This window comes from Amycolatopsis sp. lyj-84 (genome assembly GCF_046549075.1).
Lineage (GTDB): Bacteria > Actinomycetota > Actinomycetes > Mycobacteriales > Pseudonocardiaceae > Amycolatopsis.
The window spans coordinates 373415-393469 of record NZ_JAJPWO010000009.1 but is presented as its reverse complement, the minus strand read 5'-3'; the positions used below and the strand labels follow the sequence as shown (position 1 = coordinate 393469).

Below are 20055 nucleotides of genomic sequence, written 5' to 3'. Positions count from 1 at the left end.
GCGGTTTCGAGCGCGTCTTATCCCAGCCTGCTGGTTTGGTGGCAGTCGAGCTAAAGCGTCCTTTAAGGACACTCGTCAGCGAAGCCGGACGGGAAGGGCTTCGAGGCCGTGCATCACCATGCTGACGCGCCAGCGGAGACTCCCCGCGGGGACGGCCTCGCGCAGGTCCGGGAACCGGGTGAGCAGGGCGGCGATCGCGATCCCGCCTTCGAGCCGGGCCATCGGCGCGCCGAGACAGTGGTGGATACCGTGCCCGAAGGCGAGCTGGGGGTTGTCCCCGCGGTCGAGTTCCAGCGCGTCCGCGCCGGGGAAGCGGGCGGGGTCGCGGTTGGCGGCCAGCAGCGACACGATCACCAGCGAGCCGGCCGGGATCGTCACGCCGCTGAGTTCCACTTCCTGGTTGGAGTAGCGCATCGCCGCGTGCACCGGACTCTCGTAGCGCAGGAATTCCTCCACCGCGGCGGGCATTCCCTCCGGGTTCGCGCGCAAGGCGGCGAGCTGCGCCGGGTTCTCGAGCAGCGCGAGAGTGGCGTTGCCGATGAGGTGGACGGTGGTCTCGTGCCCGGCGATGAGCAGGAGGAAGACCATCGAGGTCAGCTCGTGCTCGGTCAGCCGGTCGTCGCCGTCGTGCACCGTGACGAGCGCGGAAAGCAGGTCCGTGCCGGGATTCGCGCGTTTCTCCGCGAGGAGTTTCCTGACATAGCGCAACATTTCGGCGGCGGCCGCGTCGAGTTCGTCGACGGGGAGCGCGCTGGCGGTGAGGATCTCGGTCCAGCCGTGGAAGGCGCCCGCCTCGTCCTCGGGCACGCCCAGCATCTCGGTGAGGATGCGGATCGGCAGTGGCAGGGCCAGCGCCTTGATCAGGTCGACCTCGTCGAAGTCGGCCACGGCGTCGAGGAGTTCGGCCGTGATGGCCTCGATCCTGGGGCGCAGCTGGGCGATCCGGCGCACGGTGAACGCGGCGGACACCAGCCTTCTGAGCCGGGTGTGGTCCGGCGGGTCGAGATTCAGCATGTGCGTGTTCATGCCGAGCCGGACGTCCTCGGACAGGCCGCGCCGGTCGCCGACGACGCCGGTGCGCCCGCTCAGTCCCGGATGCGCGAGTGCCTGGCGGACCTCGGCGTAGCCGCTCACCAGCCATCCGCTGGTGCCCGAGGAGAGCGTGATCCTTCGGACGGGGCCGCTTTCGCGCAGCGCGGCGTAGGCGGCGTGCCTTTCTGGCGCGCCACCGAACAGGAATTCGGAGCTGGAAGAGGTCACTGAATCAGGTTCCCGCGTGCGCCCTCGGAGCCTCTTCTCCTGACTGGCTTTCCACCCGTGAATTACGCATGAAGCGCGCGAGTTTATTGCACGTTTTTTCTTGCGGCCTACTCGAAAACTGCTCGAAGAAAGAGTTGACGATCTAGGTCCGTGATCGTAACGTTGTTACCAGGACGCCGGGGGGCAACGGAACCCGCGCCTGGTAAGTCGGAAAATCCCCAGCAATGAATCGGAGTGATTACTGTGTCCGCAAAGCTTGTCGCCAAGTTCGCCGGTTCCGCCATCGCCGCTCTCGGCCTGCTGGCTGTCGTCGCACCGGGCGCTTCCGCCGCGGCGGCCGTCACGGTCACGCCGGCCTCGGGGCTCTCGGACGGTGCGGTGGTCCAGGTGACCGGAACCGGCCTGACGCCGGGAGGCACTTATCGTGTGGGCGAGTGTGCCCAGGACGCGACGGGGCAGTTCCCTTGCAGCCCTTCGCAGCTCTCGCTGGTCGCTGACGCGTCCGGGAAGATCTCGAGCCCGGTCACCGTGCAGAAGAACTTCACCGGCGTCCTGCCCGACGGCAGCAGCTACGGCGCGGTGGACTGCAAGGTCATCACCTGCGTCGTCGGCCTCGGTGACGCCGCCGGCAACGGCGGCGGCGTGATCATCAGCTTCAGCTGACGCTCGCGGTCGGAACGAACGGCGATGGAGGAATTGGGACGTCGCGTGTCCCAATTCCTCCACCGTCGAGTAAGAGGATAAGGGTACGAAGGCCTCAACGCACGTTGGTCGTGAGTGGCGTTTCGGGTTCTAACCCGAAACGCCACTCACGACCAACCCGGCCAAGCTGATTCAGAAGGTTTCCGCGAGCAGACCGCGTTTGCGCAGCAGCGGCATCACGCCTTCGCCGAACGTATACGCCTCTTCGAGATGCGGCTGAGCGGAAAGGATCAGATGATCGAGACCGAGGGCATGGTATTCCTCGATCCGCTCGGCCACTTCTTCGTGACTGCCCACCAGCGCCGTGCCGACACCGGGACGGACCAGGCCGTAGCCCGCCCAGACGTTCGGGTGGATCTCCAGGGAGTCGGTGCTGCCGGAGTGCAACGCCGCCATCCGCCGCTGGCCCTCGGATTCGGTGGCGGCGAACCGTTCCTGTGCCTGCCGGATCCGGGCCGGGTCCATCCCGGCGAGCAGCTGGTCGGCCACCTTCCACGCCTCGGCCGAGGTGTCGCGGCTGATCACGTGGAATCGCGTGCCGAAGCGCAGCGAACGTCCCAGTGACTCCGCGCGTGCCTGCGATCGCTCGAGATGCGAGGCCATCGCGGCGGGCGTTTCGCCCCACATCAGCAGCACATCCGCCTGCGCGGCCGCGACTTCCAGCGCCGCCGACGACGAACCGCCGAGGAACAGGGTCGGGCGCACCGGATGCGGCCGGGCGATCAGCCCGGCCTTCAAGGTGTAGTGCGTGCCGGTGAAGTCGAACCGCGAACCCGGCCAAGCCTGGCGGAAGACGTCCATGAACTCGCCGGTGCGCGCGTACCGCTGGTCGTGGTCGAGCCAGTCGCCGTAGCGGCGCTGCTCGTCCGGGTCTCCGCCGGTCACGATGTTCAGCAGCAGCCTCGAATCGGAGACGCGCTGGAACGTCGCCGCGGTCTGCGCGGCCAGCAGTGGCGAGACGAATCCCGGCCGCATCGCGATCATGAACTTGACCGACCGCGTCGCGCCCACCAGTGCCGAAGCCACCACCCACGGGTCCTCGCAGAACAACCCGAACGGCGTGAGCATCCCGGTGAACCCGAAGCGGTCCGCGGCGAGCGCGACCTGGGTCAGGTACTCGAGGTCCGGCTCGCGCCGGGCGCCGGGCGCCGCGACTCCGTCGGCGGTCTTGGCGATCTCCCGCCCGTCGCCGTGCGACGGCAGGAACCAGTGCAGTTGCAGGCTCATGAGTGCTCTCCGAACAGTGAGTGCGCGATCGCTTCCAACGGTCCCGGGGCGAGTTCCGCCTCCAGCCACAAAGCGCGCCGGAACCAGCGGTGCAGCGGGAATTCCCAGGTGACGCCCATACCTCCGCAGACCTGGATCGCCGTCTCGCAGACGGAGATCGCCGCGCGGCTCGCGGCGTGCGCGGCGCACGAGACCGCTTCCACGGCGGCGGGCCCGCCGTCCTGCGGCACGACCGCGGCGCGGTAGGCCAGTGAACGCGCGAGCTCGACCTCGGCGTAACCGTCAGCGAGCTGCTGGCTCACCGCCTGGAACGAACCGATGGGACGGTCGAACTGGGTCCGCGTCTTCGCGTGCCCGACGGCGATCTCCAGCGCCCGGTCCGCGACGCCGATGGCCTCGCCCGCGAGCAAGGTCGTGGCCCGGCCGCGGATCGCGGCGAGCAGTGGCGCGGCGGACGGCGGCCCGGCCAGCAACCGGCCTTCGGCCCCGGCCAGTGCGAGGTCCGACGTCGCCCGAAGCGGGTCGACGCCGACACGGGGGGACACGGAAACGGCATCCGGATCGACGCCGAACAGCGCCACCCCGGCCGGGGTGCGGGCCGCGACCACGATCTCCGTGGCGACCTCGGCGTGCAGGACCGCTTGCACCGCGCCGTCCAGCCGCCAAACACCGTCACGGCGTGCCGCGCGACAGGTGGTGGAGCCGTCGGCCAGCGTCGCCGGTCCGGGCAGGTCGACGCCCGCGGCCAGGTACACCGGCAGCGCCGGCCCCGCGGTGGCGAACCACGGCACCGGGTGCAGCGCGCGTCCGCCCTCTTCGGCCAGCAGGACGAACTCCGCCAGGTCGAGGTCCGGGTCGAGCCAGCCCTGCCGGACCAGCTCGGGCCAGGCGGCGAGGTCCTGCCCGCCTTCGTCGGCCAGTGCCGCTATCCGTTCGAGGTCGTACGTGTCCTCGAGGTAGGTGCGGGCGGCGGCCTTGAGCCCGGTTTGGTCCTCGGTCAGCGCGAAATCCATCGATACCCCTCTAACGTGATTTCGGCAGGCCGAGGACCCGCTCCGCGACGATGCCGCGCAGGATCTCCGACGTCCCGCCCTCGATGCTGTTGGCTCGGCTGCGCAACCGCTGGTGTTGCCAGTAGCCGTCCCAGAACGCGTCGGTCCCGTCGGCCGCCGCACCCGCGCCGAGCAGCCGCAGCGCGAGCGCGCTCACCCGCTGGTTCGCCTGCGACCAGCGCAGTTTCAGGATCGAACTCTCCGGTCCCGGTTCGCCGGTCCGTTCCATCGCGGCCAGCGCGCGGTATCCGGTGAAGCGCAGGCCCTGCAGGTCGACGTACAGCTCGGCGATCTCGGCACGGACCCGCGGGTCGGTGTCGCCTCCGCACGCCTTGGCGGTCTTGACCAGCCTGTCGAGCTGGACGGCCAGCCGGGCGGTGAGCGTGATGCCGAAGGTGCCGCGCTCGTGCGCGAGGGTGGTCAGCGCGACCCGCCAGCCCTGCCCCGGTTCGCCGAGCACGCAGTCGTCGGGGATCTCGACGCCGGTCAGCAGGATCTGGTTGAAGTCGGTGTCGCCGGACAGCTGACGCAACGGCCGCACCTCGACACCGGGCGCGCGCATGTCGAGCAGGAAACAGGTCAGCCCGCGGTGTTTGGCCGCGTCCGGGTCGGTACGGGCGAGCAGCAGGCAGTGGTCGGCCAAATGGGCGTACGAGGACCAGACCTTTTCGCCGTCGATGACGTAACCACCGTCGATGCGGCGGGCCCGGGTGCGCACCGAGGCGAGGTCCGATCCGGCGTCCGGCTCGGAGAAGCCCTGGCAGAAGATCGTTTCCCCGGAAAGGATCCGGGGGAGATGGGTGGCCTTCTGCCCGTCCGTTCCATAGTGGACGATCGCGGGGCCGACCATGCCCAGCCCGATCACCCCGGCGTGGTCCGGTGCCTCGGCCAGCGCGCTCTCTTCCGCGTAGATCGCTTGGTACGCGGGGGAAAGCCCCCGGCCGCCGTGGTCGGCGGGCCAGGTCAGGCCGGCGTATCCGGCCGCGTGCAGCGCCTTGCTCCAGGCACGCAACTCGTCGGCGGACCACGCGCGAGGCGCGCTCGGCGTGGTTTCGGGTAACTGCTCGGCGAGCCAGGCCTTGAGGCCCGCCCGGAATGCCGCTTGATCTTCGCTGTCGTCCAGCCGCATAGAGGCACCATAACCAGCCTCGGTGATCGTGAGGGGGTGCGCGAACCATTCCCGCAACTACGGAGAAACCCCAGCTGGGTCCGCAATCCGAGAGACGTTCGCCTGCCGGGGCCGCACCACGATGGGGGAGCCGGGCACCGCGTCCGGTGGAGAGGCAGGTACCCGCCCGTGGCCGCGCTGAACGACCGCACCCCGGTCATCGTCTCCGCCGTCCGCACCCCGCTCGGCAAGCGCGGCGGGGTGCTCGCCGAACTGAAGGCCGTCGAACTGATGCGGCACGTCCAGCTGGAGGTCATCGCCCGCGCCGGCATCGAGCCCGGCGACGTCGACCAGATCATCGGCGGCTGCGTGACCCAGTCCGGCGAGCAGAGCCTCAACGTCACCCGCAACGCCTGGCTCAACTCCGGTCACGACCCCGGCGTCGGTTGCTCCACAGTGGACGTTTCCTGTGGCTCGGCGCAGCAGGCGAACCACCTGATCTCCGCGTTGATCGCCGCGGACGCCATCGACACCGGGATCGCCTGCGGCGTCGAGTCGATGAGCCGGGTGCCGATCGGGACGAACCTCTACCAGGGGCCCGGGCACTACAAGACGCGGGACTACCCGTGGGACGACCCGCCCAAGGCACAGTTCGGCGGCGCGGAGCGGATCGCCGAGCGCGAAGGCATCGGGCGCGCGGACGCCGACGACTACGGCCTGCTCTCCCAGCAGCGCGCGGCCCGGGCGTGGGAAGAGGGCCGGTTCGACCGTGAAGTCTCCCCGGTCGGCGCGGTCACTCGCGACGAAGGCATCCGTGACACCACTTTGGAAGGTCTTGCCGCGCTGCGGCCCAACATCGAAGGCGCGGTGCACACCGCGGGATCGACGTCGCAGATCTCCGACGGCGCCGCCGCCATCCTCTGGATGTCGTACGGCAAGGCACGCGCGCTGGGCCTGACCCCGCGGGCACGGCTGGTCGGCCAGGTCGTCACCGGCGCCGATCCGTACTACCTGCTCGACGGGCCCGTGGTCGCCACCGAACGGGTGCTGCGCCGGACCGGCCGCCGACTGTCCGATGTGGACATCTGCGAGGTGAACGAGGCCTTCGCCGGGGTGGTGCTCAACTGGGCCAAGGCGCACGGCGCGGACATCGACCGCGTGAACGTCAACGGCGGCGCCATCGCGCTCGGTCACCCGCTGGGCGCGACCGGGACCAGGCTGCTGGTGACGGCACTGCACGAACTCGAGCGCACCGGCACCTCGACCGCGCTGATCACCATGTGCTGCGGCGGTTCGCTCGGCACCGCTTCCCTGCTGGAAAGGCTTTGACCATGCGCGAAGAGGAGTTCTTCCGCCGTGCGCGGACCGGCTCGGACGGTCCGCTGGAGGGTGTGCGCGTCCTGGACGTGACCAAGGTCTGGTCCGGTCCGCTCGCCACCTGCGTCATGGCGGACCTGGGGGCCGACGTGGTCCGGATCGAGCTCGCCGACGGCCACGACGGCGAGGTGCCGCCGAACATCCCCGGCACCGGGCTGTCCTGGTTCCGGGAAACCGTGCACCGCAACAAACGCAGTGCCGGGCTGGACCTGCGCGCCGACCTCGATCGCGCGCGGTTCCTGGAGCTGGTGGCCCACGCGGACATCGTGGTCGAGAACTACAAGCCCGGCACCCTGGACGGCTGGGGCGCCGGGTACGAGGCCTGCCGGGCGGCGCGCGAGGACATCGTTTTCGTTTCGGTGTCCGGCTTCGGGCAGTACGGACCGAAATCGCATCTGCCCGCCTACGATCCCGCGATCCAGGCCGCGGCGGGCTGGATGTCGCTCAACGGCCTCCCGGAGGGTCCGCCGGTCCGCGCTCCGACGTTCCTCGCCGACGAGCTCGCGGGCCTGCACGCGGCGATCGGCGCGCTCGCCGCGCTGGCGCACCGGAACCGGACCGGCGAAGGACAGCACGTCGACGTGGCCATGGTGGACTGCCTGCTCGCCAGCAGCAGCGGCCTGCCGACCCTCGCCGCGACCGGCGCCCCGCCGCCGAGGCTGGGCAACGAGACCGATTTCGTCGTTCCGGCGAACGTCTACGAATGCGCCGACGGCCATTTGTATCTCGCGGTCGCGATCAACCGGCACTGGCGCGTGCTCACCGAAATCATCGGCAGACCGGAACTCGGCCGCGCGGAGGGATTCCGCACGAACGTCGAAAGACTGGCCAATCGAGAACCGATCAACGCGATGATCTCGGGCTGGTGCGCGGGACGACCGCTCGCCGATGCTCTCGAAGAGCTCAACGGCAACGGGCTCGTCGCCGCGCCGGTGCGCACGCTCACCGAAGCCGTCGCCGACGAGCACGTCCAGGCCAGGGCGATGCTGCAGGAAACGGTGCTGAGCAACGGAACCACGGCGCCGATCGTCGGGCCGGCCGTGAAGTTCTCCCGTACTCCGACGAAGGTTCGTCACGGTGCTCCCCGGCCGGGCGCGGACACCGTCGAAGTGTTCGCGGAACTCGCGGCAAACGATGAGAAGAATAGTTTGCGCCGCGCTTCTTAAAATAGAAACAAATTGTGCTGGAAACCGAGGAGGCGGCGTGGCAGAGCACCACCGGGCCCTGGTCACCGGGGCTTCACGAGGGATCGGCCGGGCCGTCGCGCTGCGGCTGGCCCAGGAGGGCTACGCCGTCGCGGGTTGTTTCTCGAAACCGAGCGCGGCGTCGGCGGAAATCGAAGAGGACATCGCGGCGATCGGCGTACCCGGCTATTTCGCGGAATGCGACGTCGCCGATTCCGAGGCCGTCGAGCAATTCGTCAAGGACGCCGAGGAGAAGCTCGGCCCGATCGACCTGCTGATCAACAACGCGGGGATCACCAAGGACAGCCCGCTGGTTCTCGCCAGCGCCGAGGACTGGAACGCGGTGCTCGCCACGAACCTCACCGGTACGTGGAACTTCTGCCGCGCCATGGCCTTCCGGTTCATGAAGAACCGCGGCGGCGTCGTGGTCAACATGTCCTCGGTAGCCGGCGTCTACGGCCACGCGGGCCAGACCGCCTATTCTGCCAGCAAGGCGGGCATCATCGGCTTCAGCAAGTCGCTGGCCAAGGAGGTCGCCGGGCACGGTGTCCGGGTCAACGTCGTCGCGCCCGGATTCATCGAGACCGACATGACCGGTTCCCTCGGCGAGAAGCAGCGTGCCAAGGCGCTCACGCAGATCCCGGCCAAACGGTTCGGCACCGGCGAGGACGTCGCCGAACTGGTCGCGTTCCTGGTCTCCGACCGCTCCTCCTACATCACCGGACAGGTGCTGCAGATCGACGGGGGGATCACGCTGTGACCGGGCTTCCTTCCTTCGCCGCGCCGCTGCGGGCGGTCGACACGCTGGACGTCCGTGCCTCGGGGGACGACCTCGAGCTCGTCGCCCAGATCACCGTGGACGGCAAGGAACCCAATCTGCGCGGGCATTTCCCCGGTCAGGCGGTGTACCCCGGCGTTTTCGTCATCGAGACGCTGGAGCAGGCGATGCGCGAGGCCGCGGGTGCCCGGTTGAGCACCGTCCGGTCGGTCCGTTTCCTCGCGCCGCTGCTCGACGGCGACCGGATGGTGCTGACCGCCACCGCGAAGCGCACCCCGGACGGCTGGGACGTGACCGGCAAGGCCACCCTCGGTGAGACGACGACGGCCAAGATCCGCGCCTCCTTCGAGGAGGTCGCGGGATGACCGAGCACCACGACATCCGCGCTCAGCTCCCGCAGCGGTACCCGCTGCTGCTGGTGGACCGCGTGCTGGAGCTGGTCCCGGGCGAGTCGATCGTCACGATCAAGGCGGTCACCGGTACGGAGCCCTGCTACGAGGGGATTCCCGACGGCGCCCCGGCGGACCGGTACGACTACCCGAAGTCGCTGATGATCGAGTCGTTCGGGCAGAGTGCCGCGCTCCTCTGGCTCGACGGGCGTGAGCCGGTCGAGGACGACGACTCGACGTTGATGTTCATCGGTGCCCGTGACTACCGCTTCACGGGCGCCGCCCGTCCTGGTGACGTGCTGCGCCACGAGGTCCGCCTGGAGTCGGTGTTGGCCGACACGGCCTTCGCCACCGGGCAGACCTGGGTCGGCGATCGCCTGATCGCCACCGTCACCACCCTGACCGCGACGCGACGCCCCGTGCGGCCCGCGGCGTGAGAACCGGACAACGAAATCGGAGGATCGTCATGACGCAGACCGACACCCAGCTCGAGGAACTTCGCGAGCTGGTCGCCGAGGTGCTCGAACTCGAGCCCGAGGAGCTGGAGGACAACGGGGACTTCATCGACGACTACGAGGCCGATTCCCTGCGTGCCATCGAGATCCTCGCCCGTATCGACAAGCAGTACAAGGTCGAGATCCCGCAGGCGGAACTGCCCGAGCTGCGCACGCTCAAGGCGGTCAACGACGCCCTGATCCGGCACTCCGTCAAGAAGGGATGAACCGTGGCCCGCGTTGTCGTGACCGGGGTCGGCCCGGTGTCGAGCATCGGGATCGGGATAGCCGCGTTCGCCGAGGCGCTGCGCACCGGCCGATCCGGGATCTCGCCCATCACCAGCTTCGACCCGGCCGGGTTCCCGCACCGGAACGCGGGCGAGGTCCAGACCTTCGATCCGGGCGCCCATCTCCGCCGGGTGGACCCGGCGCGGTGGGGGCGGTCCAGCCAGTTCGCGGCCAGCGCCGCGCAGCTGGCGGTCGCCGACGCCCGGCTCGACCTCACTTCGGTGGAGCCGGGGCGTGCACACGCGATCATGGGCACCACCAGCGGTGAGTCCGCGGTCGCGGAGGCGCTCACCGCGCAGATCATCGCCGACGGTTTCGCCGCGCAGGACCCGGCGCTGCTGACCCAGCTGCCCGCCAACCGGCTGGCGAACGCGGTCAGCGAGGAGCTCGGGTTGGCCGGCGAGTCGCTGACCATCGCGACCGCCTGCTCGGCGAGCAACTACGCGATCGGCTACGCCTACGACCTGCTCGCGGGCGGCGAGGCCGACGTCGTCTTCGCCGGCGGCGCCGATTCGGTGTGCCGCTGGGCACACGCCGGTTTCTACCGGCTCGGCGCGCTGGCGAAGGACGCCTGTACTCCGTTCGACAAGGGCCGCGCGGGCATCCTCACCGGCGAGGGTGGCGCCGTGCTGGCCTTGGAAACCCTCGACCACGCCCGGAAAAGGGGCGCCACGATCTACGCGGAACTGCTCGGGTACGGCGTCAACTGCGACGCCATCCACCCGGTCACGCCGGACGCGCCGACGGTCGCGGAATGCATGCGCATCGCGCATCGCAACTCCGGGATCTCACCGTCCGATGTGGACTACATCTCCGCGCACGGCACCGGCACGCAGGTGAACGACCTGGTCGAGAGCAAGGCGGTCATCGAGGTCTTCGGTGAGCGCCCGCCGCCGATCAGCTCGATCAAATCGATGCTCGGCCACACCATGGGCGCGGCCTGCGGGTTCGGGGCGATCGCCTCGACCATCGCGATCGACCGGGGTTTCCTGCCGCCCACGGTCAACTGGACCACCGCCGATCCGGAGCTGGGCGGTGTCGACCCGGTGCCGAACGCGGCCCGTCCGGCGAACGTCCGGGTGGTCCAGAACGACGGTTTCGCCTTCGGTGGCAACAACGCCATCGTGATGTTGGGAGCGCCAGAATGAGCGGTGTGGTGGTGACCGGCTGGAGCGCGCTGACCTCCGCGGGCGTCGGCGTGGACGCGCTGGCGAAGAAGCTCGCACTGGCCGAGGCGGGCCAGGTCGAGAAGGGCCACGAGATCGGCGACCTCTACGAAGAGCCGCTGCCCGTGACGAGCGGGCACTTCCTCAACAGCTTCAGTCCCCGGGAACACCTGGGACGCAAGGGGACCAGCACCTACGACCGGGCGACCGGGCTGGCCGTGGTGTGCTGCCAGGAGGCGCTGCGCGAAGCCGGGGTGTCCCTCGACGACGAGGTCCGGCCGCGGATCGGCGTGGTGCTCGGGACTTCGCTGGGCAGCTTCAAGTCCACCAGCGACTACACCCGTGAGACCCTGGTGCAGGACAAGCCGTATCTGGTCAACCCGATGCTGTTCCCGAACACGGTGATGAACTGCGCCGCGGGCCAGGTCGCCATCCGGTTCGGCCTCCGCGGGGCGAACACCACCATCGCGGGCGGCACCCTCGGTTTCCTCAACGTGCTGCGGTACGCCGGCAACGCCATCGAGCGCGGTCACGTCGACGTGGTCGTCGCCGGCGCGGTGGAGGAGTTCACCCCGCACCGCGCGTGGGCGACTCACCTGACCGGGGCGACCGACGTCGTCGCCCCCGGCGAGGCGGCCGGGATGTTCGTGCTGGCCAAGGAGAACACGCCGGAGTGGGCGGGTACGCGGCAGCGTGCCGGTGTCCTCGCGGTCGCCACGGCCTATGGGCCCGGCGGCGGTGAAGCGGCCGAAACCGCGCTCGCCGGATGTGTGCGCCGGGTGCTGGCGAAGGCGGGTGCCGACGCGTTCGAAGTGTCCACTGTGTACACCGGCGAGGTCGACGACGACGATCACCGCGAGTACGGCCCGATCGTCCGCGCGCTCGGACACGGCCCGGAACGGGTCATGGTCAAGCGGCTGTTCGGCGAATGCGACGCGGCCTCCGGCGCGGTGGCGCTGGGTGTCCTGCTGGCCGAAGAGCGCGATGCCGGGCCCGGCGGGCTGAGCCTGCTCACCGCGCGGGGCGCGGACGGTGCCGTCGGCGCCGCCATCGTGAGGAGGTACGCCGATGGCGGTCCTGATCGCGGGTAGCGCGGTGCGCACCTGCCTCGGTTCGGGCGCGGAGACGTTCGACGGCCTGCTCCGCGGCGCTTGTGGCGTCTCACCGCTCCGGTACGGCGAACCCGGGCAGCTGAACGTCGCCTACGGCTACCACGCCGACCTCGACGACGAGTTGTTCCGCGCGGGACGGCTCCTGGCCGAATGTTTGAAGGAAGCCGTCGTGCAGTCCGGTGTGGACACCGCGACGACGCGGGTCGCCGTGCTGATCGGCACGGGGCTGCGTGAGCTGTCCGCGGTGGAACGGCTCGCGCTCACCGGCGAGACCGTTTCGGCCGGACGGCTGGACTTCGCCGACGTCGTGGCCGAAACCCTGCCCGGCGTCACGGACGTGACCACGGTCGTCAACGCGTGCAGCGCGGGCGGCCACGTCCTTGCGCTCGCACAGGACCTTCTGGAACTGGGCGAATGCGACGCCGTCGTGGTCGCCGCCGCCGATGCGATGACCCGGTCGATGCTCGCCATGATCGGCCGTGTCGCCGAGGAACCGACAGAGCGCGTGCGGCCGTTCGACCGCGAGCGCACCGGCGTGCTCCTCGGCGAGGGCGCGGCGGCACTCGTCGTCGTTCCCGGGACCTGGGAAGGCCCGGCGCTCGGCAAGGTCGCCGCGACCGGTCTTTCCTGCGACGCCTACCACGCGACGGCGCCGGACATCGAGGGCATCGCCCGCGCGATGTCCGACGCCTACACGCGTGCGGGCCGCGTCCCGTCCGATGTGGACGTCGTGGTGGCGCACGCGACCGGCACCGCGCTCAACGACCCGGTCGAATGCGACGCGTTGCGCAAGGTCGTCCTCGGTGGCGGCGGGAACCCGCTCGTCACCGCGGTCAAGGGTTCGACGGGTCACACGTCCGGCAGCGCCGCACTGGTCAACGTGGACGTCGCGCTGCGGATCTTCGCTTCCGGCGAAGTGCCCGCCGTCGCCGGCCTGACCGACCCCCTCGACGAGGGCACCGGATTGCGGCTCGTCATCGGCGACGCCGTCACCGCGCGGCCGGATCTGGTGCAGGTCAACGCGTTCGGCTTCGGCGGGGTCAACGCCGTCACCCTGCTGGAGCGGGCATGACCGCCCGCGAGCCCGGGGTACGGGCGAGGGAGACCCGCTTGCTGCTCACCGGCTGGAGCCTGCACCTGCCGGGGGTCGCAGGGTTCGACGGCGCGCCGCCGGAGAAGGCCGCCACCGTCCTGGGGCGGAAAGGTCTGCTGTACAAGGAACCTTCGACCCGTCTCGCGTTGTGCGCGGTGCATCGCGCACTCGGTTTCGAACCGGGGCAACGGGCCACCGGGCCGATCGAAACCGGTACCGCGGTGGTCGCGTGCAGCAATCTCGGCAACGTCGAGACGGTCGCGAAGGTCGCGCGTGCGGTCGAGGCGGAAGGCGGTCGCGCGGTGAGCGTGCTCGACGCGCCCAACGTGTCGCCGAACGTCGTGGCCAGCACGGTCGCGCTGTGGTTCGGTTTCGGCGGTCCCAACCTGATGCTGTGTTCCGGCAGTACCGCCGGGCTCGCCGGCCTGCGGATGGCGAGTCTGCTGCTGCGCTCCGGCCGGGCCACCCGGGTGGTGCTCGTCGGGGCCGAGCCGGAGGACGAGATCGCCTCGATCCTGCACGACGGACCACTGCGCGCGGGGAGCGCGTGCGTGATCCTCGAGCCCTGGCGCGAGAACTCCGGACACGCCGTCGTCGACGTCGAGCCATGGGAGGCCGCGCCGCTGCCCCGGCGCACGGTCGGGCCCGGCGGTTTCGACGTCAAGGAACAGTGGGGCGACTTCTACGGCGCGCACGGGGTCGTGGAGCTCGCGCTCGCCGCCCACCTCGCCGTCGCGGAAGGCGAAGGCCGCGTGGGCATCGGCCCGCGACGGCCCGACGGCGGACCGGCGGTTTCGGTCACCGTCACTGATCACAGCGATGAGATGGGGTCCCGGTGAACGGTTCAGCGGTGAAGGCGCACACGATCTCCCCCGGCAGGCCCGGCGCGCCGCTGGTGCTGTTCGTCCACGGGATGGAAGGCCATTGGAAGAGCTGGACGCCGCTGGCGGCCCATCTCGACCAGGGGTACCGGGTGGTCTCGCTGGAGCTGCCGTGGAAGGCGGGCAACGACTTCCGCTGGCGCAATCGCTCCTTCGGGCACTGGCTCGGTGACGGCCTCGACCTGCTCGGCACCACCCCGGACGTCCTCGTGGCGCACTCGTTCGGCGCCAACGCCGCGCTGGAGCTGATGTGCGCGCTCGATCCGCGTGTCGGTTCATCGGTGGCGTTGTTCTGCCCGTTCTACCGGCTGCCCCGGTACGAGGTGACCTGGCGGATGTTCGAGCGCTCGCGCGAGACGTTCACCGCGCACGTCGGCGAGGGTGTCCGCGCCCGGCTCGGCAAACGAGCGGCCACTTTGGACCCCGAGGTCATCGACGGCATGGTCAAGATCGCGCTGAACCGCGCCGGGCCGCTCGGTTTCGCGTCGGTGTTCGACCGTTACGCCGCGAGCGCCGACCTCCAGCTCGGCAACGTCGAGATCCCGACGAAGGTGCTCGTCGGCGGTCAAGACCCGACGCTGCCCGCCGAGTCCGCCGTCGCGCTCGCCGCGGGCATGCCGGGCGCGACGCTGCACACGCACGAACGCGGCGACCACTTCTTCCACGTTCGCTACGCCCGGTACGCCGCGGCCGAGGTGACCGGCCTCGTCGAGGACGTCCGGACCATCCCGAAGGTAGGTGAACTCCGATGACCGCAGTCCTGCGGCCAAGCCGGACCGTCACGCACGGCCGCCCCGCGTTCGAGGGCGCCAACATCCGCACCTGGATCGGTTTCAAGCACTTCATGTACCTGGTCGAGCAGGGTGTCCTGCAGTGGCTGCGCGACCAGGGCACGAGTGCGCGCGACCTCTTCCTCGAGCACGGCCTCGGCGCGGAGATCGTGGACTGCTCGGTGCAGTTGCCCGCGGTGCTGGAACTCGACGACGAGGTCGAAGTCGAGGTCACCCCCGGCCGCGGCGACAAGCTGAACGTCCTGCTCTCGGTGGTCCGCGACGGTGCGAAGGTCACGGTGCTGCGCGGCAAGGTCACCGTCGCGCTGGTCCGCGAGCGGGCGGCGGACACCACGGCGGCCGCCCCCGAAGCGCTGGCGCACCTGGAAGTCCCGGCGCTGACGTCGACTACCGCGCGGATCGCGATCCCCGCCGGGGAGACCGCCGAGTCGGTGCTGACCGCGGAACCGGGTGCGTTCCTGTGGTCCTGGCGGGCGCCGTACTTCTACTGCCACTACTCCGACCGCGTCCAGCACTCCGGTTTCGTCCGGACGCTGGAGGAGGTCGTCGACCGCTACCTCGCCGACCGCGGCATCTCCGTCGGCCGCATGCTGTCCGAACGCGCGTGGATCCCGGTCGTCTCCCGCGCCCGCGTCCGGCTGCTCGAGGACGCGCGGATGGAGGAGACGGTGCACACCGTGTTCACCGTGACCGACATCCTGCGCGGGGTCATGTTCGACGGCCGCATGGACTGCTACGTGCAGCGTGGCTCGGAACTGGTCCCGGTGGCCACCGCCCAGATCCTGCACGGCTACGCCATCGCGGCCGGTCCGGGCGCGGGCGGGATGGCCCAGCTGGACGACGGTGTCGTGCACGCGCTGCTCGGGGACCGGGCGTGAGCCGGCCCGCCAAGCTGTACTTCTCGCTGCGCAGCCCGTACAGCTGGCTCGCGATCAACCGCCTGCGCGACGAGGTGCCCGGCGCCCTCGAACAGCTGGTGTGCCTTCCGTACTGGGATCCGGACACGGTGACCGGGGCCGGCCTCGACGAACGCGGCGGCGAGTTCCACTACGTGCAGATGAGCCGCGCGAAGCATCTGTACATGCTGATGGACACCAAGCGCATCGCCGAGGGACAGGGCCGCAAGATGGCCTGGCCGATCGACATCGAGCCGTGGTGGGAACTGCCGCATCTGGCCTGGCTGCGCGCACGCCGCGAGGGTGTCGAGTGGCCGTTCTACGACGCGCTCAACGAGGCGCGCTGGGGTCGCGGCGACAACATCTGCGAGCCCGACGTCGTCCGCGCCGCGGCGGAACGGGCCGGTTTCGACCCGGAGCTGGCCGTCGGCGCCGTCGACGACCCGGAGATCCGCGCCGAAGGGGTCGACTGTCTCTACCAGGCGTATCTCGACGACATCTTCGGCATCCCCTACTTCAAATGGGGCCGTCACCGCTTCTGGGGATTCGACCGGCTGGACGCGTTCCTGGAGGTCTGGCGGCCCGCGGTGCGAGAGGAGCGTGCGGCATGAGCGAGGACCAGGACGCCACGGTCATCGAGCTGCCCCAGTCCGAGTGGTACGGCGTGCCCGCCGAACTGCTGGACGAGGGCGCCGTCTACGACTGGGACAGCCCGGGCGGCTGCGGATGAGGACCGTCGAAGAGGAACGGCTCTACCGCAAGCAACGCCTGGCGGCGACCATGCGGCTGTTCGCGGTGCGGGGTTTCGACGAGGGCGCGGGCGGCCACGTGACCGCGCGGGATCCCGGCGACCCGGAGAAGTTCTGGATCAACCCGTTCGGTGTCCACTTCGGACACGTCCGGGTCAGCGATCTCCTGCTGGTCGACAGCCGGGGCGAAGTCGTCGAAGGCGACGGGAGGATCAACCCGGCCGGGTTCGTCATCCACTCGCACGTCCACGCGGCGCGGCCCGACGTCGTCGCGGTCGCCCACGCGCATTCGACCTACGGGCGCGCGTGGGCGGCGCTGGGCCGCAAACTCGACCCGATCACGCAGGACGCCTGCGCGTTCTACGAGGACCACGAGGTCTTCGACGAGTTCGGCGGTGTGGTGCTGGATTCCGACGAGGGCAAGCGGATCGCGGTCCGCCTCGGCACGGGCAAGGCGGTGATCCTGCGCAACCACGGGCTGCTCACGGTCGGCGGCACCGTGCAGGAGGCGGCCTGGTGGTTCACCACCATGGACAGCTCGTGTCACGTGCAACTGCTCGCGGAGGCGGCCGGGACACCGGTGCCGATCGAGCCCGGGGTCGCGCGGCACACCGCGTCGACCATCGGCACACCGGGGATGGGGCGGCTCAACTTCCGCCCGCTGTACGCCGATCTCGTGCGCGTGCAGCCGGATCTGCTGGACTGAGGGGTAAAGGTCATGCCGACGCTACTGAACGACCACATCGCGGCCGACGGGGCCGGGATCGCGATCGTCGACGAGGCCGGAGCTGTCGGCTGGCGGCTGCTGGGGGAGCGGGTGAACCGCTGGATCACCCTGCTGCGCGACCGGGGGCTCGGCGAGGGCGACCGGCTGGCCTGTGTGCTCGGCAACCGCCGGGAGACCTACGAGGTACTCCTGGCGTGCCTGCACTCCGGGATCACCGTGGTACCGGTCAACTGGCACCTCACCGATCCGGAGATCGCCTACATCGTCTCGGATTCCGGGAGCAAGGCCCTGGTCGTCGAGCCCTCGTACGCCGAGACGGCCGGTCGCGCGGTGGCCCAGTCCACCGGCGGGTGCACGACGCTGTTCGTCACCGGCTCCTCGGACGAGCACGGATTCGAAGCGGTGGAACCGTTGCTGGCCGGGGTGTCCGCGGCCGAGCCCGAGGGACAGACCTGCGGTGCCACGATGTTGTACACGTCGGGGACCACCGGCGTGCCCAAGGGCGTGGTGAACGGCCTCTTCGTCGTCGGCGCGCCGTTCTCCCGGGTGTCGAAACTGACCAGGTACGCGCATGTCGTCCTGGACGTCCCTTCGCGTGAGCGGTGCCTGCTCGACGGTCCTTGGTACCACTCGTCGCAGCTGTTCTTCTCGCTGCTCGGGCTGTTGCTGGGCTCGACGCTGGTGATCCGCCGGTCGTTCGATCCGGAGTCCACCTTGGACATCATCGACCGCGAGCGGATCACCGCCGCACACCTCGTGCCGACCCAGTTCATCCGCCTGCTGCGGCTTCCCCCGGAGGTCCGCGCGCGGTTCTCGGGGGCGAGCCTCGGCCGCGTGTGGCACGGCGGCGGGCCGTGCTCGCCGGAGGTCAAGCGCCGGATGATCGACTGGTGGGGCCCCGTCCTGACGGAGTACTACGGTGCCACCGAGGGCGGCGCGGTCACGCTCACCGACTCGCGTGACTGGCTCGAGCACCCCGGCAGCGTCGGCAAGGCCGTGCCCCCCAACGAGATCGTGATCCTCGGCGAGGACGGCACGCCGCAACCGGTGGGCGAGTCCGGGCGCGTGTTCATCCGGCGGGTCAAAGGCCAGAGCTTCTCGTATCACAACGCCCCGGAGAAGACGCGGTCCGCGCATCTGGAGCCGGGCACCTTCACCTTCGGCGATGTCGGCCGGCTCGACGAGGACGGTTTCCTCTATCTGACGGGGCGCGCGCAGGACATGATCGTCTCCGGCGGGGTCAACGTGTACCCGGCCGAGATCGAGGCCGTGCTGCTCAACCATCCGGTGGTCCGCGACGTCGCGGTGATCGGCGTCCCCGACGACGAGTTCGGCGAGCGGGTGGCCGCCGTCGTCGAGGTCGCCGAAGACGCCCCCGCCGACCTGTTCGCGCTGCTGGACCCGTTCTGCCGCAAGTCTTTGGCGGGATTCAAGACACCGAGGTCGTACCACGTCATCCCCCGGCTCCCTCGGGAGGCGACCGGCAAGCTCCGCAAGGACGTGCTGCGCAAGAGTTTCTCCGCGATCGGGATCGAACGGCCCGACATCGCGCATCCGGTGACGTTCGCCGCCGGGGTACCGCACGCGGAGTTCGCCCGCCGCCGCGAGACCGAACCGGTGGCCTGGACCCCGGAACCGTTGCTGACCCGGCATTCCAGCGCGGGCCGCACCGTCCTGCGCGGCTCCGGCTACTGGGCGGTGACCCGCTACGACGACGTCTACTCGGTGTCGCGGCGGCCGGAGGAGTTCTCGTCGGCGGCCAAGGGCGCCTTCCTGCCCGACCCGCGGACGCCGGGCGACCTCAAGCAGACCCGGCAGCTGCTGGTCAGCATGGACGGCCCGGAGCACGTCCGGATCCGCCGCCTGGTCGCGACCGTGTTCACGCCCAAGTCGGTCCGCGGGCTGAGCGAGAGCATCGCCGGGCACGCCCGGCGGCTGGTGGAGAAGGTCACCGCGGCGGGGGAGTTCGACGCCGTCGCCGACTTCGCCGCCGAGCTGCCGCTCCTGGTCCTGTGCGATCTGCTCGGGTTCCCGCCGGAGGACCGGCACCTGCTCTACCGCTGGAGCAACGCGCTGGTCGGCTTCGACGACCCGGAGTTCGGCGGCGGCGACGTCGACGCCTACCGGCGGACCTTCGCCGAAGCGTTCGCCTACGCGATGAAGCTCGGCATGTCCCGTCGCGAGAACCCGACCGACGACCTGATCAGCAGGCTGGTAAACGCCGAGGTCGACGGGAAACACTTGAGCGACCGGGAGTTCTGCAGCTTCTGGCTGCTGCTGGTGGTCGCCGGCAACGAAACCACCCGTCACCTGATCTCCGGTTCGATGGAGGCGCTGGTGGCCAACCCGGCCGAACGCGACCGGCTGGTGTCCGGTGAGGTGCCGATCGCCACCGCGGTCGACGAGCTGATCCGCTGGGTCACCCCGATCATGCAGTTCCGCCGCACGGCACTGCGGGACACGGAGATTGCCGGACAGCCCATCGCCGAGGGCGACAAGGTCGTCGTCTACTACACCTCCGCCAACCGTGACCCCGCCGTGTTCACCGACCCGGACCGGCTCGACCTCGGCCGCGACCCCAACCCCCACCTGTCTTTCGGTATCGGCCCGCATTTCTGCCTCGGCGCGCACCTGGCCCGGCTGGAGATGTCGACGCTGCTGACCGAGCTGCTGCCGCATCTGTCCCGGCTGCGTCTGACCGGACCGGTGACCCGGCTCGAGTCGAACTTCGTCTCCGGCGCCAAGACCATGCCCGCGCGCTTCGGATGATCACACGAGAAA

General features: G+C 70.1%; 21 protein-coding genes. 17 read left to right on the top strand and 4 right to left on the bottom strand.

The window, feature by feature from the left end; genetic code table 11:
- Positions 1-75: 75 nt before the first annotated feature.
- Positions 76-1260: a cytochrome P450 family protein gene (locus ACLJRM_RS27925; RefSeq protein ID WP_410664707.1), complete on the bottom strand. Its 1185-nt coding sequence runs from the start codon at positions 1258-1260 to the stop codon at positions 76-78.
- A 243-nt stretch (positions 1261-1503) separates the two neighbouring features.
- Here ACLJRM_RS27925 and ACLJRM_RS27920 point away from each other — a divergent pair, with 243 nt between their 5' ends.
- Entirely contained in the window at positions 1504-1923 is a 420-nt protein-coding gene (locus ACLJRM_RS27920; protein ID WP_410664706.1) for an enediyne antibiotic chromoprotein, read from the top strand.
- Between the two features lie 171 nt (positions 1924-2094).
- On the opposite strand, the gene ACLJRM_RS27915 is transcribed toward ACLJRM_RS27920, so the two are convergent.
- From ACLJRM_RS27915 to ACLJRM_RS27905, 3 genes are read right to left on the bottom strand one after another with little or no spacing between them, the layout of a single operon-like run.
- Positions 2095-3189 (bottom strand): LLM class flavin-dependent oxidoreductase, encoded by a 1095-nt coding sequence (locus ACLJRM_RS27915; RefSeq protein ID WP_410664705.1) that lies wholly within the window; start codon positions 3187-3189, stop codon positions 2095-2097.
- On the bottom strand, positions 3186-4202 hold the full coding sequence (locus ACLJRM_RS27910; protein ID WP_410664704.1) for an acyl-CoA dehydrogenase family protein: 1017 nt from the start codon (positions 4200-4202) through the stop codon (positions 3186-3188). Before ACLJRM_RS27910 ends, ACLJRM_RS27915 begins: the two co-directional genes overlap by 4 nt.
- A gap of 10 nt (positions 4203-4212) precedes the next feature.
- Positions 4213-5370, bottom strand: a complete 1158-nt coding sequence (locus tag ACLJRM_RS27905; protein WP_410664703.1) for an acyl-CoA dehydrogenase family protein — start codon at positions 5368-5370, stop codon at positions 4213-4215.
- A gap of 168 nt (positions 5371-5538) precedes the next feature.
- Here ACLJRM_RS27905 and ACLJRM_RS27900 point away from each other — a divergent pair, with 168 nt between their 5' ends.
- The 16 genes from ACLJRM_RS27900 to ACLJRM_RS27825 are packed head-to-tail and all read left to right on the top strand — an operon-like array spanning position 5539 to position 20043.
- Positions 5539-6678, top strand: a complete 1140-nt coding sequence (locus ACLJRM_RS27900) for a steroid 3-ketoacyl-CoA thiolase (RefSeq protein WP_410600334.1) — start codon at positions 5539-5541, stop codon at positions 6676-6678.
- Between the two features lie 2 nt (positions 6679-6680).
- Positions 6681-7892: a CaiB/BaiF CoA transferase family protein gene (locus ACLJRM_RS27895; protein WP_410664702.1), complete on the top strand. Its 1212-nt coding sequence runs from the start codon at positions 6681-6683 to the stop codon at positions 7890-7892.
- A 37-nt stretch (positions 7893-7929) separates the two neighbouring features.
- Positions 7930-8670, top strand: a complete 741-nt coding sequence (fabG, locus tag ACLJRM_RS27890; RefSeq protein WP_410664701.1) for a 3-oxoacyl-[acyl-carrier-protein] reductase — start codon at positions 7930-7932, stop codon at positions 8668-8670.
- Positions 8667-9053: a 3-hydroxyacyl-ACP dehydratase gene (locus ACLJRM_RS27885; protein WP_410664700.1), complete on the top strand. Its 387-nt coding sequence runs from the start codon at positions 8667-8669 to the stop codon at positions 9051-9053. The genes fabG and ACLJRM_RS27885 overlap by 4 nt, the downstream gene beginning before the upstream one ends.
- Entirely contained in the window at positions 9050-9514 is a 465-nt protein-coding gene (locus tag ACLJRM_RS27880) for a 3-hydroxyacyl-ACP dehydratase FabZ family protein (RefSeq protein ID WP_410600338.1), read from the top strand. The genes ACLJRM_RS27885 and ACLJRM_RS27880 overlap by 4 nt, the downstream gene beginning before the upstream one ends.
- 29 nt (positions 9515-9543) lie before the next feature.
- Positions 9544-9798: an acyl carrier protein gene (locus ACLJRM_RS27875; RefSeq protein ID WP_184895904.1), complete on the top strand. Its 255-nt coding sequence runs from the start codon at positions 9544-9546 to the stop codon at positions 9796-9798.
- A gap of 3 nt (positions 9799-9801) precedes the next feature.
- On the top strand, positions 9802-11007 hold the full coding sequence (locus ACLJRM_RS27870; RefSeq protein WP_410600339.1) for a beta-ketoacyl-[acyl-carrier-protein] synthase family protein: 1206 nt from the start codon (positions 9802-9804) through the stop codon (positions 11005-11007).
- Positions 11004-12116: a beta-ketoacyl synthase N-terminal-like domain-containing protein gene (locus tag ACLJRM_RS27865; RefSeq protein WP_410664699.1), complete on the top strand. Its 1113-nt coding sequence runs from the start codon at positions 11004-11006 to the stop codon at positions 12114-12116. Before ACLJRM_RS27870 ends, ACLJRM_RS27865 begins: the two co-directional genes overlap by 4 nt.
- Positions 12094-13209 carry a beta-ketoacyl synthase N-terminal-like domain-containing protein gene (locus ACLJRM_RS27860; RefSeq protein ID WP_410664698.1) on the top strand — a complete coding sequence of 372 codons (1116 nt, stop codon included), beginning with the start codon at positions 12094-12096 and terminating at the stop codon, positions 13207-13209. The genes ACLJRM_RS27865 and ACLJRM_RS27860 overlap by 23 nt, the downstream gene beginning before the upstream one ends.
- On the top strand, positions 13206-14069 hold the full coding sequence (locus ACLJRM_RS27855) for a beta-ketoacyl synthase N-terminal-like domain-containing protein (RefSeq protein ID WP_410664697.1): 864 nt from the start codon (positions 13206-13208) through the stop codon (positions 14067-14069). The genes ACLJRM_RS27860 and ACLJRM_RS27855 overlap by 4 nt, the downstream gene beginning before the upstream one ends.
- A complete protein-coding gene (locus tag ACLJRM_RS27850) occupies positions 14066-14863 on the top strand; it encodes an alpha/beta fold hydrolase (RefSeq protein WP_410600343.1) in 798 nt (265 codons plus the stop codon). The genes ACLJRM_RS27855 and ACLJRM_RS27850 overlap by 4 nt, the downstream gene beginning before the upstream one ends.
- Entirely contained in the window at positions 14860-15780 is a 921-nt protein-coding gene (locus tag ACLJRM_RS27845) for a thioesterase (RefSeq protein WP_410600344.1), read from the top strand. The genes ACLJRM_RS27850 and ACLJRM_RS27845 overlap by 4 nt, the downstream gene beginning before the upstream one ends.
- Positions 15777-16409: a 2-hydroxychromene-2-carboxylate isomerase gene (locus ACLJRM_RS27840; protein ID WP_410600345.1), complete on the top strand. Its 633-nt coding sequence runs from the start codon at positions 15777-15779 to the stop codon at positions 16407-16409. The genes ACLJRM_RS27845 and ACLJRM_RS27840 overlap by 4 nt, the downstream gene beginning before the upstream one ends.
- Complete coding sequence (locus ACLJRM_RS27835) at positions 16406-16528, top strand: hypothetical protein (protein ID WP_410600346.1); 123 nt, start codon at positions 16406-16408, stop codon at positions 16526-16528. The genes ACLJRM_RS27840 and ACLJRM_RS27835 overlap by 4 nt, the downstream gene beginning before the upstream one ends.
- Complete coding sequence (locus ACLJRM_RS27830) at positions 16525-17253, top strand: class II aldolase/adducin family protein (RefSeq protein WP_410664696.1); 729 nt, start codon at positions 16525-16527, stop codon at positions 17251-17253. The genes ACLJRM_RS27835 and ACLJRM_RS27830 overlap by 4 nt, the downstream gene beginning before the upstream one ends.
- A 12-nt stretch (positions 17254-17265) precedes the next feature.
- The gene (locus tag ACLJRM_RS27825) at positions 17266-20043 is read left to right on the top strand and encodes a cytochrome P450 (RefSeq protein ID WP_410664695.1); all 2778 of its coding nucleotides are present in this window, start codon (positions 17266-17268) and stop codon (positions 20041-20043) included.
- The last annotated feature ends 12 nt before the right edge of the window (positions 20044-20055 follow it).

Excerpts from the sequence above, each read along its gene's own strand:
- ACLJRM_RS27915 (WP_410664705.1), bottom strand. The coding sequence starts at position 3,189 with ATGAGCCTGCAACTGCACTGGTTCCTGCCGTCGCACGGCGACGGGCGG.
- ACLJRM_RS27910 (WP_410664704.1), bottom strand. The coding sequence starts at position 4,202 with ATGGATTTCGCGCTGACCGAGGACCAAACCGGGCTCAAGGCCGCCGCC.
- ACLJRM_RS27905 (WP_410664703.1), bottom strand. The coding sequence starts at position 5,370 with ATGCGGCTGGACGACAGCGAAGATCAAGCGGCATTCCGGGCGGGCCTC.
- ACLJRM_RS27895 (WP_410664702.1), top strand. The coding sequence starts at position 6,681 with ATGCGCGAAGAGGAGTTCTTCCGCCGTGCGCGGACCGGCTCGGACGGT.
- ACLJRM_RS27880 (WP_410600338.1), top strand. The coding sequence starts at position 9,050 with ATGACCGAGCACCACGACATCCGCGCTCAGCTCCCGCAGCGGTACCCG.
- ACLJRM_RS27875 (WP_184895904.1), top strand. The coding sequence starts at position 9,544 with ATGACGCAGACCGACACCCAGCTCGAGGAACTTCGCGAGCTGGTCGCC.
- ACLJRM_RS27865 (WP_410664699.1), top strand. The coding sequence starts at position 11,004 with ATGAGCGGTGTGGTGGTGACCGGCTGGAGCGCGCTGACCTCCGCGGGC.
- ACLJRM_RS27860 (WP_410664698.1), top strand. The coding sequence starts at position 12,094 with ATGGCGGTCCTGATCGCGGGTAGCGCGGTGCGCACCTGCCTCGGTTCG.
- ACLJRM_RS27855 (WP_410664697.1), top strand. The coding sequence starts at position 13,206 with ATGACCGCCCGCGAGCCCGGGGTACGGGCGAGGGAGACCCGCTTGCTG.
- ACLJRM_RS27845 (WP_410600344.1), top strand. The coding sequence starts at position 14,860 with ATGACCGCAGTCCTGCGGCCAAGCCGGACCGTCACGCACGGCCGCCCC.
- ACLJRM_RS27835 (WP_410600346.1), top strand. The coding sequence starts at position 16,406 with ATGAGCGAGGACCAGGACGCCACGGTCATCGAGCTGCCCCAGTCCGAG.
- ACLJRM_RS27830 (WP_410664696.1), top strand. The coding sequence starts at position 16,525 with ATGAGGACCGTCGAAGAGGAACGGCTCTACCGCAAGCAACGCCTGGCG.
- ACLJRM_RS27825 (WP_410664695.1), top strand. The coding sequence starts at position 17,266 with ATGCCGACGCTACTGAACGACCACATCGCGGCCGACGGGGCCGGGATC.